Raw genomic sequence first — 14490 nt, 5'->3', positions numbered from 1 at the left:
CATGTTTTACTTGTCTGTTACTTATCGGCTTTGCGTTTTTCTTCGGCATCGATAAGAGCTTGCCGACGCTCACGCCGCTTGTGCGCGCGTGACGCAGAGAGCCGAGTCAGGCCCCTCCACCCGAGGATAAAAATCGCCGACGTGACGGTCGCCACGATGATGAATGACCAGTGCGGGAATTTGCTGTGGTGGAAACCCCAAATCGTGAGGCCCACAACGACGGCGGGAATCCACACAGTGATACCGAACGGAACCACGGCGCCGGCAGGGCGTCGGAGAATGGCCATGACACCGAACCCGGCGGCCGCGCCGAGCAGGAAAGGCCAGGCAGTAGCGAGCACACCACCCCAACTAAACGGCAATTCCGGTGAATTGTGGGCGATCCGCGCAAGCAGTGCGAAGAGCAGAACTGCGATGATGTCCATAACCGCTGCCTGCACGTAGCTCACCTGCGTGCCTGGTGCGCGGTCCTCGCCAGTCTCGGGTCCGTGAGAAGCGGACTGCGACATGATGAACTCCAATCCTTGGTCGTGCGCCATGATGTAGCGCCTATGTTGTCAGTATTGTCGATGCGTTATTCGTGTTGCCCGTGCTGCATGAGGGTGACGTGCGATTCCTCAGGACCGCCCCAACATCATCGCGCGTTTCGGGCCCGCATATTGAATGAGGAAAATAACCCAGCCCACCGCGGCGAGGAGAATGAACGAAATCATTCTGAAAATAATGGTGGCAGCAAGCGCGGTTGCCGACGTCATACCGGTGGCGACAAGGGTGCCCACGATCGTCGCCTCGACGGGCCCCAACCCGCCCGGCGTGACCTGTGCAGTTCCCACAATCTTGGCGGTGACGAACGCGAGAACAACCGACGCCACATTCGGGTGCGCCCCCACTGCCCACAGGCAAACGAGGAGGCAGAGGCAATCGGCCCCCCAGTTCACGGCTGACCACACGGCCGCCAAGGCGAGCTTCGGTAAAGGCAGGTCAACACTGCTGAGGGTCTTGATGCTTTCGCGCGCTTTGTCGATTCCCGTGTTGAGAGGCTTGCCCCGGTAATGGTTCACCTTCCGAAGGATTTTGACGACGATGCGTTCGACGTGAGAGAGGTGCGCTGCCAGCCACTTCACAACAAGTAACACGACGACGACCGCGGTGAGAGAAATCACGAGCGTCCACGGGTTCACCTTGGCGCCCAAAAAATAGAACGCGATGAGGCCATAGAGGGCAAGCACTCCCGACGCGATCACACCGGAAATCACCATGTACCAGCTGGCGATCACTGATGATGCTCCCCATTTATGCTGCTCACGGAAAATCATCGCTAATGAAATAGCAGGACCGCCCGGGAAAGTGGCGGACACGGAGTTCGACGTCAGAGTGAGGGCGTAGACACTGGACCGTTTACACGGAACCCCAGCGCTGCGTAAAAGGACGTACATGAGTTCGCCCATGGCCAGGATGGATACGCCGATAAACGCGATCCCGACGATGATCCACGTGGTGTTGGCCGACCTGATGTAGCCCAGACCCTCCGACACGAAGTCAATGCTCCCCCGCCCGATCATCGTGAGGGCGACGACCACAGCGAGGAAGAACACTAACCGGACAAGAGGGTGACGCATGAGGGAAAGCGCTCGCCGCCACCAGGGGAGAGGCTGCACCTTGACGCTTCCGGGGGTGCGGGATCTGCGCGATGCCTGTTCCTTGGGGGCGACGGTGGTCTCCCCGGCTGACTGCGCGTCGGCAAGCACTGTATCTTCAGCGGTGTCCTCCGTACTCGCAGTGGCCTCGGTTTTCCGTCCGGGGGTTCCCGCTTCGATAGTCATGGCCTCAGCTCCCTCACGACTAGCTGTCATGATGAGACGACTTCACGGTACGGAGGGAGCGGTACGGCTGCAGCCACGCGCCGTCATCGGGGAGGCGGTCGAGGTTCACCCGCGGCAGCGGCGTGGTGAATATATCCGGGATGTCTTCGAGGTCGACGAAGCGTATCGCCTCGCTCATCACCGCCCAGGTGGCGTGTTCATAAAACCCCAGCACGGCAACGTCGATACCCTCGGCGGCTAGTTCCTCCAAGCGTGGTTGAAAATTTCTGCCGTCCGCGCTCGCGACATACACCGAGCGCAGCACACCCTCGTCGTACCGACGGTTGATGTGCGCCAGCATGTCCGGGTCGACGTCGGTGTCGTCGAAAAGCTTGGGTTTGGCAAACACGGCGAAACCGAGATTGCGGAGCGCGTCGATCCATGGGCGGATTGAGTCCGCAGACCCCGGCATGATGTTGGTAAAGACCGTCGCCTCCGGTTCGATCTGCTCGTCGCGGGAAGCGCTGAGCTGGTCTGCCTCGTTGATCAGCCATTGTCCCAGCGAGTCGAAGCGTGGGCGGTAGGCAGAGCTTGGTCGTCCACCGAGAATCGATCCCAGGCCCATGTCGATATTGGGTGCATCCCAAATGAGCAGTGCCGACGGGGTTTCGTCGGGGACTGCTGAATATGAATGGCCCCGGGATGTGGTGTTTGCGTGGTTGGTCACTTCCGCCTCCACAAGTATTCCCTGATTGTGTGATCCATGCTAAGCCCACGGTTTTCAAATTTCGTGGTGAGCTGCCGGTCGGTCAGGATCGGGGACTCATCCCACGGCCAACCCTTGTACTCAAGGAGTGGTTCCACGTCGACGCGTTCGTCGATCCACTCGGCATAGCCGGCGTGATCGGTGGCGACGTGGAGTACCCCGCCGGGTTTGAGCCGGGACGCAATCAAATGCAGCGTTCCTGACTGTATGATGCGGCGTTTGTGATGGCGCGCTTTGGGCCAGGGGTCTGGGAAAAAGATGCGCACCCCTAATAGCGACTCGGGCGCAATCATGCGATGGAGGACTTCCACGCCATCGCCACGAACCATCCTGATATTGGTGAGGCCTTCCCGGATGAAGGCGCCGAGCAGCTTCGCGAGCCCGGGTTTATAGAGGTCAACCGCGATGACATTAAAGTCAGGTTCGCGGGAGGCCATAGCTACTGTCGACGTTCCCGTCCCCGATCCGATCTCGAGAATGGTGGGGGCAGACCGACCGAACCAGCTGTCGGTATCAATAACAGCGTCATCGAGGACGCGGCCGTAGGTTGGCCATTTATCGTCCCACAGTTCTTGCTGACGGGGTGTCAGTGTTCCTCGTCGGAAGCTCACGGTTCCTAGTCGGGGGTAATCGCGACCATCATTGACGACGGTTTGCGGGGGCCGACCGTGGGAGAGCTCACCAATTGGGCCTTCAAGATTCGTGGACATCGGGCTTATTTTGCCAGGGAGGCCTACCTTTAATCAATCTTTCGCCGACTGTGTTTCGGGCATCATGACCACTTTTTCTGGGGAGTTGCTCTGAATTATCTGAGGATTGTGTGGGGATTATGTGGGGAATTTTTCTCATTAGGGTTGATCGCCGTGTGGATCCTGGTCATAATATGGGCGCACACAATTGAGCATTATGCTGCGCCAGGGGATGGGCGCGGCACATTAATCACTCATAAATCAGGGGGACAATATGCAGCCGGAGATGTCGGTCTCGTCGCTCATCCGTTTTATTCAAATGTCGTATCCGCATAGCAATAGCGAGGCCCGACGCTTTTTTGACCACGCTGTAACTCATGTGAACTCCCCATCGGAGGTCTCGACCGCATTGGAACAGAGTGCTGCGGTAGATCCTGCGATGCGTGATCGAATACAAGAGATTATCGACGGTCAGGTGGGTGATGCTGCGTGAGCGCGCCTGCGGTTCCTCAACAAACATCGTGGACGGGTGTTCCCGAATCGGACGGCGTCGGGCCGAGTGAGAGAAGACACGATGGGGGAGAACGGCATTTTGTCGTCAGCATTATCGGGCCAGACGTGGCGGCGCTCCCTCGAGTAGCTGGTGTGGTGGAGGCTGCCGTACGTGGTGGTTTTCCTGGTGATCCTGAGAATGTGACATGGGAGGTCGCTATTGCGGCTGGCCCCGAGGTACAACCTGATGTTGTTGTGGCCGTGGTGCCGCCGGCCGCGCACACGATTATTCCCGATAAGGATCAGCGGATTCTTGAGGCTGTTCGTCGTGCCGTGGATCATGTTGTGATTCTCTCGACGCCCGATGGAGCGCTTTCTGCAGGTTCGGCGGGCGCCCTGTTTTTCCCCGGCGATGGCAAGCCCTTGCCTCGTGACTGGGAGGGCATCCCGATTTGTTATTCCGATTATGAGTTGATGACGGTATGCCACCGGTACGCGCAAGAACTCGTGGCATCGTCGACGGCGGACAATCCAGGTAGAAGTGATAGAGCGAGCAATCCCGGAAACAGTGATGTAGTTCGCGGGGTGGATAGTTCTGATCGTGCCCCGGCCGCTGAGGCCACTGATGATGTCACCGACGACGTGGAAGAGTATTACACGTTGCCGGTTCCGCCATCGGGGGTATCGACGCCGACGCCGAGTTCAGCGACGACGGCTGTCCTCTCTGATATTGGTGTCGTCCGCGTTCCTGAGAAGAAACTCACGTACAACGTTTCGCCACGGGTGTTGCTTCCCTCGAGCACGTTGAGAAATTGGTTGCATACGGAGGAGAAGCAGCGCCGGGACAGTATGGCTGTGACGAATCAGAATTGTCGAGCGATGATGGATCGCGCTGTTCAGGATGCCTATCGGTCGGCATCGTCGGCCTGGCGCTCGTGCCTTGACCCGAAAGAATTGCCCGAGATCATTGATGCCGCCACGGATCAGCTGAATGATGATCGGCCCGCCGGCACGGAGCCCGTCCCATATATAGATGTGCCTTTTGATCCGCCTGAAGCGAGCGTGACGGAACGGATTCTGATCATTTCGGTCGGGATCAGCCTTGGTCTCGGGGTGGCTCGAATGGTGGTGATGCCTCTTGTGGGGACCGCGTTCGGTGTCTCAATCAGTCTGGGAATTGCGTTCGGGTTGTTCTGCGCGATTGTGGTCAGTTATATGCGTCACCAGCAGCTTCAGAATAATTTTCGACGGGTGGGCGGCGCGGATGCGCTGGCATTAGCACGCGATCAGTGGATTGATCATGCACGTCGGGTGACCAGTCATGCGGAGGAAAAACGAGTGAAACGCCTGCGGTCAGGGGGGTTGCGGACAGTGGCGTTGCAGGAGGCTTTTGCTCATATGGAGATGGCGTCGTCGTCGCGCCCGGGCGCTTCACGTGCCGGTGCTCCACGGTCGGATTCTCTCCGGCAGGGTGTTCCGCGGCCGATTGGCAAGTGACGTCATCCGATAAGTAGCGAGAGGCGACGGACATGTCGGATGCATTTTTCTTATTTGACGACGACGAGATGTTGGGCGACTGGTGGGGTGGCCACTCGACGGTCGGGCCCCCGTCAGCGTCGGCGCTCTGTGGCTTGACGGACTGTGAGACGGGCCCGCCGGGGGTATCGGGATTGACGTTGTCGCTCGAGGGAAGCTTCTATGACCTGGGAGATGCTCGGCTTGATGCTGATGGTGACGGAACCAGTGACTCGGTGACGCTTTCTGACGATGATGGATTGACGGTGTACACCGACTCAGATGGCGATGGCATGGTCGACCGGGTGACGACCGTCCGGTTTGATGGGGGATATGCCTCGTGGGCGATGAGTTCCGGTGGGGAAGTGGATGAAGGGCGTGCTGCTCAGGAGCACGATTTAGAGAGAGGATCGTCGACACGTGGGCCCCACGGCTCCAACAATGAAATTTCTTATCAAGTACATTCCTTGGGTGGGGCTGTCACCCACCTCACTAGTCGCAGTGAGAAGAGTCACAGCACAGCGGGTGGGGAGGAGGATTCTTCCCGTGATGAAACAAACCGAGATCGCGGGTTGGTGACAGGTGATAAGAGATCGTCCAGATCAAAGCAGTGTTTAGACACGTGGACTCGGGGTCGGTGGGAATGTATCGAGCGTGGTAGTTGGGATTGACGCCGGAGTGAGTGTCGGAAATACCCGGGAAAACAAGTAAATCAAACCGCGAAAACAGGCGTGATTAAACGGGTGAAAAATACCCCCCAAAATGTGAAATTCGTCGCTACACGAATTGGGGTAAAGAGCCTCTTTTTCCCCTGCTTCCGGTTACAGTGGTACCAGAAGCCGGGAGCGCGAACAGACCGCGCGGGCGACCGGCACTGTACATCGATGTGAGGAGAAAATCCTATGTCAGCACCTACGATCCCGGGGCTCGAAGGCAATGCCCCAACGACAAACCAAGACATGCTTAATTGGATCGCGGAGTGCGCTGAACTGTGTCAGCCGGATAAAGTCGTTTTCTGCGACGGCTCGGACGAGGAGTGGGAAGCACTTGCAAAGGACCTCGTCGACAAGGGGACCCTCGTCAAGCTCAATGAGGAGAAGCGCCCCAATTCGTACTTAGCCTCATCAGACCCCGCCGACGTTGCTCGCGTTGAATCCCGGACGTTTATCTGCTCGAAGACCGAAGATGGCGCCGGCCCGACGAACAACTGGCGCGACCCAGACGAAATGCGCGCTGAAATGAGCGAGCACTTTAAGGGATCGATGAAGGGCCGGACCATGTATGTGGTTCCGTTCTGCATGGGCCCGATTACCGACCCCGACCCCAAACTGGGGATCGAGCTCACCGACTCCGGTTATGTCGTGATGTCGATGCGCATTATGACCCGCATGGGCAAGGAAGCCCTCGACAAGATCGGCGACGGTCCCTTCGTGAAGGGCTTGCACTCGGTAGGTGCACCGCTGGAGCCGGGCCAAGAGGACGTCAAGTGGCCGTGTAACGAAACGAAGTACATTACGCAGTTCCCTGAGGACCGCGTGATCTGGTCCTACGGCTCCGGCTACGGCGGCAACGCCATTTTGGCGAAGAAGTGCTACGCCCTCCGCATCGCATCTGTCATGGCCAAGGATGAAGGCTGGATGGCAGAGCACATGCTGATCCTGAAGCTCATCTCCCCCGAGGGCAAGGCGTACCACATTTGCGCCGCATTCCCGTCGCAGTGCGGTAAGACCAACCTCGCGATGATCCAACCGACGATCCCCGGCTGGAAAGCTGAAGTCATCGGCGACGACATCGCTTGGCTCCACTTCGGCGACGATGGCCGGCTCTACGCAGTCAACCCAGAAAATGGCTTCTTCGGCGTCGCCCCCGGCACCAACTACAAGTCCAACCCCAACGCCATGAAGACAATGGAGAAGGGGAACAACATCTTCACCAACGTTGCGCTGACCGACGATGGCGACGTGTGGTGGGAAGGCCTCGAAAACGAGCCAGACCACTTGATCGACTGGAAAGGCAAGGACTGGACTCCCGACGAGGACTGCTTGTCCTCGCACCCGAACTCCAGGTACTGCGTTCCGATCGAGCAGTGCCCGGTCGCCGCGCCCGAGTTTAACGACCCGAAGGGTGTACCGGTCGACGCGATCCTGTTCGGTGGACGTCGCCCCGACACTGTGCCGCTGGTCACCGAAGCTATCGACTGGCAGCACGCAACCTTCATTGGCGCCACGCTGGCCTCCGGCCAAACCGCCGCTGCTGCCGAGGCGAAGGTCGGTACTCTCCGCTACGACCCCATGGCCATGCTTCCGTTCATCGGTTACAACGTGGGTGATTACCTCCAGCACTGGCTGGACATCGGTAAGAAGGGTGGAGACAAACTTCCCAAGGTCTTCCTGGTTAACTGGTTCCGCCGCGGCGACGACGGACGTTTCCTCTGGCCCGGCTTCGGTGAAAACAGCCGTGTCCTCAAGTGGATCGTGGACCGCATCGAGGGTCGCGTCGATGCCAAGAAGACGGTGGTCGGATACACCGCTTACTCGAAGGACATCGATATCGATGGCCTCGACACAGATCCCAAGGACGTCAAAGCTGCGCTGACCGCACCCGCGGATAAGTGGCAGATGGATCTCTCCGATACCGAGGATTGGTTGAAGAGCTTGGGTCCGAAGGTTCCGCAGGAAATCTGGGACGAGTTCGACTTCCTCAAGACCAGGATCAAGACAGCCAATAAGGATGGCAACAAGGCCCTGGATGATATGAAGGCGAAGTAAAACCTTTCTCTTCTGAAGGAAGCAAGCCAAGGGCGCATATCATCTCTGGTGTGCGCCCTATGCGTGTAATATTGCTGGTCATGAGTCATGATCATCCAGTAGTACGACACACCATCTTCCAGAACTCTCTAATGACTGCTTTGTTGGATGGTATTTACGACGGAGAAATGACCATCGGCGAGTTACTGGGCAAAGGTAACTTCGGGTTGGGGACCTTCGATGCCCTCGATGGGGAGATGGTCATTATCGACGGGGTCTGTTACCAGTTGAAACACGACGGAACAGCCCGCCCCGCGGAACTCGAGCAGCGGACTCCTTACGCGGTGGCAACGAACTTCGTGCCCCGCATCGTCCGCGAGGCGCCATCACACATTAGCCGGGCGGATTTGTCGTCGTTTATCGACAGCATGACACCGTCGGAAAACTACATGTATGCCCTGCGTATTCGCGGTAAATTTACTGAAGTGCGAACTCGCACAGTGGTTCGTCAAGAGCGCCCCTATCGGCCCATGCACAAGGTGACCGAGGAGGACGCCGCCCAGGTGTTTAACGACGTATCGGGCATTATCGCTGGCTTCCGCACCCCCATTTATGAAAAAGGAATTTCGGTTCCAGGCTGCCACGTGCACTTCATTGACGACGATCGCACCAGCGGCGGCCACGTCTTGGACTTCGAGCTCGAAAAGGGCGTCATTGAGCTATGCCCCGGCACGGACCTCGAGCTCAAGCTCCCCTTGACGCAAGATTTCTCCCGTGCGAACCTCGCCCCGGAGGACTTGGACGAGAAACTCCACACAACTGAGGTGAAAGACTAGTGTCTACGGCCCGTCGAGGAGCGAACGTGGTAGAGGCATGGCGTCCGCGATTTCATGTGACGCCGGCGGGTGGCAGGCTCATGGCACCCCATGGTGTAGTGACAGATGACGGGCGTCTTCATGTCTTTTTTGCCCACGACCAGCGCTTCCCGGTGCAAAACTCACGCCTCCGCTGGGGGCACGCCAGCGTTGTGGTGACCCCGGCCCCCGATGGTCACACTCCGCGGCTGCGATCCGAATGGCGCTTCCACCCGGACGTGCTCGTCCCCAATCACGACTATGACCGGGACGGGTGTTTATCAGGCAGCGCCATTCGTGACGACGACGGCACCGTGCGCCTGGTGTACACCGGGATTGTCGCTCCACAAGGGGAGGGACGCCGCGTCCACAACTCGACGCCGACCGAAGACCCGGCCTCCGCCCATTTTTCTGCCGACTGGTGCGATACGTCGGTGAACATGGCCGCCCTGTTTGACACCAGTGGCCGGCATGGTGGGTGGTGCCGCCCCAGTAGCCATAACCCCTTGTTAGATAGCGCCGCCTCCCCGGACGGAGCCTGCGGGCCGTTCGTGTTCCGCGATCTCGATTCGCCCTTCGGGGGCTGGCGGATGGTCGTGGGCTCGGTGAAGGAGCCGTCGCTAACCCTGTATCGCTCGGATAATCTGCGGTCATGGACGGCCGACGGCCCGTTGACCCTCGACACGACGGATGCCGTCGAGGGCGACACCTTCGATATCGTCCCGGAGGCGTCGTCGTGGGAATACCCGAACCTGCTTCGTATGCGTGATTGCGCGACGGGGGAGGACAAGGATGCCCTCGTGGTCAGCATGCGGGGTGTTTCGCCGAATGCTTACTATTTTGCCAGCTCAGCGCAATGCGTGTACTGGGTCGGCCGGCTTGAGGGGACAACATTCCACGTTGAACGCGGGTGCAGTGAACTGGACCTCGGCCACGAGTTCTATGCCGCCCGGCTCGCTCCGGTAACGGGCGATGACACAGCCGTCGACGACGCCATCATGATCGCCTGGGCCGGTTTGCCAAACGCGGACGACCAACCGACGGCCGACGATGGGTGGGTGCATTGCCTCACCATGCCGCGCCGGGTTCGCTTGTGTGGCGGCCGTCTCGTTCAAGAATTCGTGACGACGTCGTCGGCAGCGGCAGATGTGGCGTCGGGAGTGATTGATTCCACGACCATCCCCGAAACGAATGTGTACGGCACCGTGGTGGGCGTGCGTCGGGATATTCCCGAGCCACGTCACCGCTCCCACCTGGGGCTGGTGTCGGCGGACGGAGTCCATGTTGATGTGGACATGATGCGCAACAAGGCCGGTGACCTGCTGGTTCGCATTGACCGGACGGAGCAGTTCTACCACGACGGCCCCGATGTTCGCGGCGTCATGATCCTGTCTGAGGCGATCGACAATTATCGCAACCACATTGGCAAGCCAGAATTGTTGTTGAGCGTAGATGGGTCGATAATGGAAGCTGACGTTGCGGGGTACACCTTGACCTCGCGACTGTTCTTGAATCGTGGGGATCATTGGGCCGAGGAGACGTGGTCATAGCTGGTGAAATGGTGGAATAGGTTTTGGGAGCTTTCCGGGCGGGAAGTCCGTAACTTTTTCTCTCTGCCGGAATCTCCAGGGACGGGTCGGTACACGATCCACGGGATGATTACGGGCCTCGTCACCCTTTTCACCTTGGCCATTGTTTTTTCGCCAGTGCTGGCCATGCCGGGCCTGACGGGCGTATTCATCGCGATGTCCGCCCGCGATATGCCCCCACTGCGCCGGCTCCGCATCCTCGTGGTTTTCGGCGTGTGTTTCGTTGCGTCGCAGGCTCTGGGGGTCGCGATCTCCGGCAACATCATGCTCATGGTTGTGGTGATGGCATTGATGGGCTGCCTCGGCAGCATCGTCTACCACAGCTTGATCACTTTCCCCCCGGGCGCCATGCAGTACGTCATCGCCTGTGCTGTGGCAACATATCTCCCTACCAGGGGTGTCGACGGGGTCACTCTCGTGACGGCGGGCGCCTGCGGGTTCGTCCTGGCGCTGTGCATTTCGATGGGGCTGCAGCTCGTGGACCGCAACAAGGCGATGCGCGATGACATCACCGCGGCGGAGGACGCCGTGGAAGCGATGCGTGAAGAAATCCTCACCCACACCGAAGCCGCTCGACGTCGCGTGGCCGCGCACGCAGCGGTTTTCACGGCACTGGAGGATGTGCGCTTGGGATACGGCTGGGGGCGTCAGCTCAAGCCATTCTCAGCATTCGGCCGGTACGCGGAGAAAAAGACGCGGGACATTCACACGCAATTCGTCGAAGCTGTCGTGTGGCGTCGGTGGCATACGCTCCGCAGGATGAAGTACCGCGTCAATGCAGATCACGCGCCGAAACTGTCGCGCGTGTCGCCACATTTGGGCCCGCCGTCGGCTCTTCGTCGTGTGAAATGGTCGCTGAGTTTCCGCTCGGCGGCGGTGCAGATTGGCCTGCGTATGGGCATGTCGATCTTCTTGACAGGCGCGCTGACCTATGGTCTGGGTTCTGGCCACCCGTATTGGGCGGTGATGACCTCCGCGATGGTGCTGAGTTTGGGTAAAGACCGGATTAGCACCACGCACCGCGGGTTCGATCGCGTCGTCGGCACCCTGGTGGGTATTGCACTCTTCGGCGTGATCCACGTGATCGACCCGCCGACGGTACCCCTGCTTCTGATCTGCGCCCTGTTGTATTCAACCACCCTCTTCACCATCGGACTCAACTACGCGTTGGGGTCGGTGTGGATCACCGCAATGATCCTCCTGATCCTCAACACCGCGCCCACCAACAACTTGACCGCCACCCAGATCGTGTCCCAGCGCGCGGGGGAGACGATTATCGGCGCCATCGTGGCTCTCTTCGTGTTGTGGGTGACAGGATCCTCCCGGGCGCCGACGTCGATCGTGCGGAGGCAGGCTCGTCGCGTTCTTCTTGCCGACGGTTTCCTCCTGGATTATGTGGCGGAGCGGACGGACCTGACGCGCCCGGGCATCGTGGCGCGACGCCAAGTGCTGCTGGAGCTCAGCGCATCCCGCCGGATGGAGGAGCTGTATGCCCGTGACCTGCCCAAGGGATTGGCCGAGTGGGAGGACCTCTCAGCGCTGATCAACGAGTTCTCCTATGTCGTGTTGTGCGGCTGCTGGGTGGAAAACCCGGACGAGGTGATCGATGCGCGGCGGGCGCGCCGGGCGCTGAACGAAATGATCCGACGCTTGCCCGCGATCGATGGCGTCCCGCTGGACACGCGCAACGCCAGCGACCTCATGAAACGCGTGCTGGTGGCGGCCAGGCCTACATCACTACGTCAATGACTCCATAGGCTCGAAGCGGTCCCCGTATTTTGCGGCGAGCTCACGGGCCCGTGCGACGAACCCGGGGATGCCGCGGGTGGGGTAATCGTCCCCGCATCGTCGGGGAGGTCAGCATCCTCAGGCCGGGCGTAGTTCTTGATGAACTGGCGCGTTCCACCTGTCCACGCCGGGAATCCGATCCCCATAATCGAGCCGATGTTGGCGTCGGCATCGTCCATCAGCACGCCCTCGTCGACGCACTTTTGTGTCTCCAGGGCTTCGGCGAAAAGTATCCGTTCCCGCAGGTCAGCGAAGGTGGGAGCGCCCTCGGACGGCTGGTTAGGGGCATCGCCGCGCCGCCCAACATGGTCCCCGTCGGACACTTTCGTTTCGTAGTCGCCAATGGACACACGACCGGCACCCAGCTCAGTCCACAGGCCATCCCACAGTCCGGTGCGCTTCCCATCGGTGTAGGTGTAGAAGCCTCGCCCTTCGAGCTTGCCCGGCCGGTCATAGTCGTCGAGCATGGCATCGACGATCCCAGCGACGCCTCCATCGTCAATCTGAACACCGGCTGCTTGGGCGGCCTTGGCGTTCTCGGTGTTGATTTTGCGTACGAGCTTGAGGTTGAGTTCGTCGGTCAGCTGCAGTGGCGGTGCCGGGTAGCCGGCTTGGCGGCCTGCTGCTTCGATCACGGCCGGGTCGATGCCCTCGGCGAGCATGCGCAGCGATTCGTCCAGCATGAACCCGATCACGTGCGATGCGTAGAACCCGCGAGAATCATTGACGACGATGGGCGTCTTGCGGATTTGTTGCGCGAAGTCGAGAGCTCCGGCGAGAGTCTCGTCATCGGTCTTGTCGCCTTTGATGACCTCGATGAGCGGCATTTTGTCCACGGGGGAGAAGAAGTGGATGCCGATGAAGTTCTGGGGGCGAGTGACGCCTTCAGCGAGGCCCGTGATCGGCAACGTCGAGGTGTTGGATCCGAGGAAGCAGTCGTCGGGGACGGCCTCTTCAATTTCGGCCCACACTTTGTGCTTGAGCTCGGTGTTTTCGAAGACCGCTTCGATGACGATGTCGCAGTCGGCAAGGTCGGCGTAGTCGGCCGTCGGGGTGATGCGGTCCAGGAGGGCTTGCGATTTTTCGGCGGTGGTACGCCCCCGGTTCAGCGCTTTCTTCTCCAGCCCCTCCGAGTAGGCCTTTCCGCGTTCGGCATTGGCGAGTTCGACGTCCTTCAGCGCGACCTCGAGCCCCGCCTTCGCCGCGACATAGGCAATGCCGGCACCCATCATTCCCGCGCCGACCATGCCCAGCTTTTTAAACTTTTTCTTCTCGACGTTCTTGGGTCGCGAACCTCCACCATTACAGTGCTGCAGATCGAAGAAAAACGCCTGCATCATGTTGGTTGCTGTGGGCCCGGTGACCAGCTCAACGAAGTATCGAGTTTCTATGTCGAGGGCGTGATCGAAATCCACCTGTGCCCCCTCAACCGCTGCGGACAGGATCGCTTTCGGCGCGGGCATAGGTGCGCCCTTGATCTGCTTGGTCACCGTCGCGGGGAATGAGGGAAGAATGCTCGCTAGCTTGGGCGATGTGGGCGTTCCACCAGGGATGCGGTAGCCCTCCCGGTCCCATGGTTGTGAGGGTTCGGGGTTGCTGGCTAGCCACTCGCGTGCGGCGTCGATGAGTTTCTCCGGAGCGACGACATCGTCGATGAGTCCGAGACCTTTTGCCTGCTCAGGGCGCATACGCTTACCAGTGGTGAGCACCGACATGAGCGCTTCCTGAATGCCCAGCATCCGGACGGTACGTGTCACTCCACCACCGCCAGTGAGGAGCCCCAGAGTCACTTCGGGAAGGCCAATCTTGGAGCCTTTAGCATCGGCGGCGATGCGATAGTGGCAGCTCAACGCGATTTCTAACCCGCCTCCGAGGGCTGCACCGTTGATCGCGGCGACGACGGGCACCCCGAGTGTTTCCAGTGTGCGAAGGTCCTTTTTCATGCTGGTCAGCATGTCGTAGGTGGCTTGGGCGTCCTCGGGGCCGGTGTTAATCATGGAGGTGATATCACCACCCGCGAAGAACGTTTTCTTCGCAGACGTAATAATGACGCCCGTGACGGTCTTGTCCTCGACGGCGGCGGTGAGTTTCTCCACCGTGTCGTGAAGGCTCGCGCGGAACGCGTCGTTCATCGTGTTGACGGGTGAGGCGGGATCATCCATGGTCAGGGTGACAATCCCGGAATTGTCGGTGTCCCAGTGGATCGTTGTGTTGGTCATCGTTGGCTCCTTGGGCTGGTGAGTGTGGT

Annotated in this window: 11 protein-coding genes and 1 pseudogene; 7 read left to right on the top strand and 5 right to left on the bottom strand. The window is 59.7% G+C overall.

Translation table 11 applies throughout. The features are described from left to right. Positions 1 to 17: 17 nt before the first annotated feature. From ACWORE_RS06650 to trmB, 4 genes are all read right to left on the bottom strand, one after another. Entirely contained in the window at positions 18 to 539 is a 522-nt protein-coding gene (locus ACWORE_RS06650) for a DUF3054 domain-containing protein (RefSeq protein WP_296137062.1), read from the bottom strand. Positions 540 to 617: 78 nt separating this feature from the next. Then, complete coding sequence (locus ACWORE_RS06645) at positions 618 to 1853, bottom strand: lysylphosphatidylglycerol synthase transmembrane domain-containing protein (protein ID WP_406605480.1); 1236 nt, start codon at positions 1851 to 1853, stop codon at positions 618 to 620. Further along, a complete protein-coding gene (locus tag ACWORE_RS06640; protein ID WP_406605481.1) occupies positions 1843 to 2529 on the bottom strand; it encodes an NYN domain-containing protein in 687 nt (228 codons plus the stop codon). The genes ACWORE_RS06645 and ACWORE_RS06640 overlap by 11 nt, the downstream gene beginning before the upstream one ends. Continuing rightward, entirely contained in the window at positions 2526 to 3278 is a 753-nt protein-coding gene (gene trmB, locus ACWORE_RS06635; protein WP_455303226.1) for a tRNA (guanosine(46)-N7)-methyltransferase TrmB, read from the bottom strand. Before trmB ends, ACWORE_RS06640 begins: the two co-directional genes overlap by 4 nt. Positions 3279 to 3543: 265 nt before the next feature. Here trmB and ACWORE_RS06630 point away from each other — a divergent pair, with 265 nt between their 5' ends. The 7 genes from ACWORE_RS06630 to ACWORE_RS06600 all read left to right on the top strand — a co-directional run bounded on the left by ACWORE_RS06630 (position 3544) and on the right by ACWORE_RS06600 (position 12203). Further along, positions 3544 to 3750, top strand: coding sequence for a hypothetical protein (locus ACWORE_RS06630; RefSeq protein WP_303124231.1), 207 nt, complete (start codon positions 3544 to 3546; stop codon positions 3748 to 3750). Beyond that, the gene (locus ACWORE_RS06625; RefSeq protein ID WP_455303225.1) at positions 3747 to 5246 is read left to right on the top strand and encodes a hypothetical protein; all 1500 of its coding nucleotides are present in this window, start codon (positions 3747 to 3749) and stop codon (positions 5244 to 5246) included. The genes ACWORE_RS06630 and ACWORE_RS06625 overlap by 4 nt, the downstream gene beginning before the upstream one ends. 32 nt (positions 5247 to 5278) lie before the next feature. Next, complete coding sequence (locus ACWORE_RS06620; protein WP_455303224.1) at positions 5279 to 5935, top strand: DUF6802 family protein; 657 nt, start codon at positions 5279 to 5281, stop codon at positions 5933 to 5935. 231 nt (positions 5936 to 6166) lie between these two features. Then, positions 6167 to 8032: a phosphoenolpyruvate carboxykinase (GTP) gene (locus tag ACWORE_RS06615; protein WP_204087933.1), complete on the top strand. Its 1866-nt coding sequence runs from the start codon at positions 6167 to 6169 to the stop codon at positions 8030 to 8032. Between the two features lie 80 nt (positions 8033 to 8112). Then, a complete protein-coding gene (gene budA / locus ACWORE_RS06610; protein WP_448234644.1) occupies positions 8113 to 8847 on the top strand; it encodes an acetolactate decarboxylase in 735 nt (244 codons plus the stop codon). Continuing rightward, the gene (locus tag ACWORE_RS06605; protein WP_455303223.1) at positions 8847 to 10415 is read left to right on the top strand and encodes a glycoside hydrolase family 32 protein; all 1569 of its coding nucleotides are present in this window, start codon (positions 8847 to 8849) and stop codon (positions 10413 to 10415) included. The genes budA and ACWORE_RS06605 overlap by 1 nt, the downstream gene beginning before the upstream one ends. A 105-nt stretch (positions 10416 to 10520) precedes the next feature. Continuing rightward, positions 10521 to 12203, top strand: coding sequence for an FUSC family protein (locus ACWORE_RS06600; protein ID WP_455303222.1), 1683 nt, complete (start codon positions 10521 to 10523; stop codon positions 12201 to 12203). On the opposite strand, the pseudogene ACWORE_RS06595 reads toward ACWORE_RS06600, so the two are convergent. Continuing rightward, positions 12192 to 14461, bottom strand: a pseudogene (locus ACWORE_RS06595) (3-hydroxyacyl-CoA dehydrogenase NAD-binding domain-containing protein). The gene ACWORE_RS06600 and the pseudogene ACWORE_RS06595 overlap by 12 nt on opposite strands. Between the last annotated feature and the right edge of the window lie 29 nt (positions 14462 to 14490).

The organism is Corynebacterium sp. c7Ub_26 (assembly GCF_053760365.1).
This window is presented reverse-complemented; position numbering and strand designations above follow the sequence as displayed.

Coding starts and splice junctions, on each gene's coding strand:
- ACWORE_RS06650 (WP_296137062.1), bottom strand. CDS start 539: ATGGCGCACGACCAAGGATTGGAGTTCATCATGTCGCAGTCCGCTTCT.
- ACWORE_RS06645 (WP_406605480.1), bottom strand. CDS start 1,853: ATGACAGCTAGTCGTGAGGGAGCTGAGGCCATGACTATCGAAGCGGGA.
- trmB (WP_455303226.1), bottom strand. CDS start 3,278: ATGTCCACGAATCTTGAAGGCCCAATTGGTGAGCTCTCCCACGGTCGG.
- ACWORE_RS06630 (WP_303124231.1), top strand. CDS start 3,544: ATGTCGGTCTCGTCGCTCATCCGTTTTATTCAAATGTCGTATCCGCAT.
- ACWORE_RS06620 (WP_455303224.1), top strand. CDS start 5,279: ATGTCGGATGCATTTTTCTTATTTGACGACGACGAGATGTTGGGCGAC.
- ACWORE_RS06615 (WP_204087933.1), top strand. CDS start 6,167: ATGTCAGCACCTACGATCCCGGGGCTCGAAGGCAATGCCCCAACGACA.
- budA (WP_448234644.1), top strand. CDS start 8,113: ATGAGTCATGATCATCCAGTAGTACGACACACCATCTTCCAGAACTCT.
- ACWORE_RS06600 (WP_455303222.1), top strand. CDS start 10,521: ATGATTACGGGCCTCGTCACCCTTTTCACCTTGGCCATTGTTTTTTCG.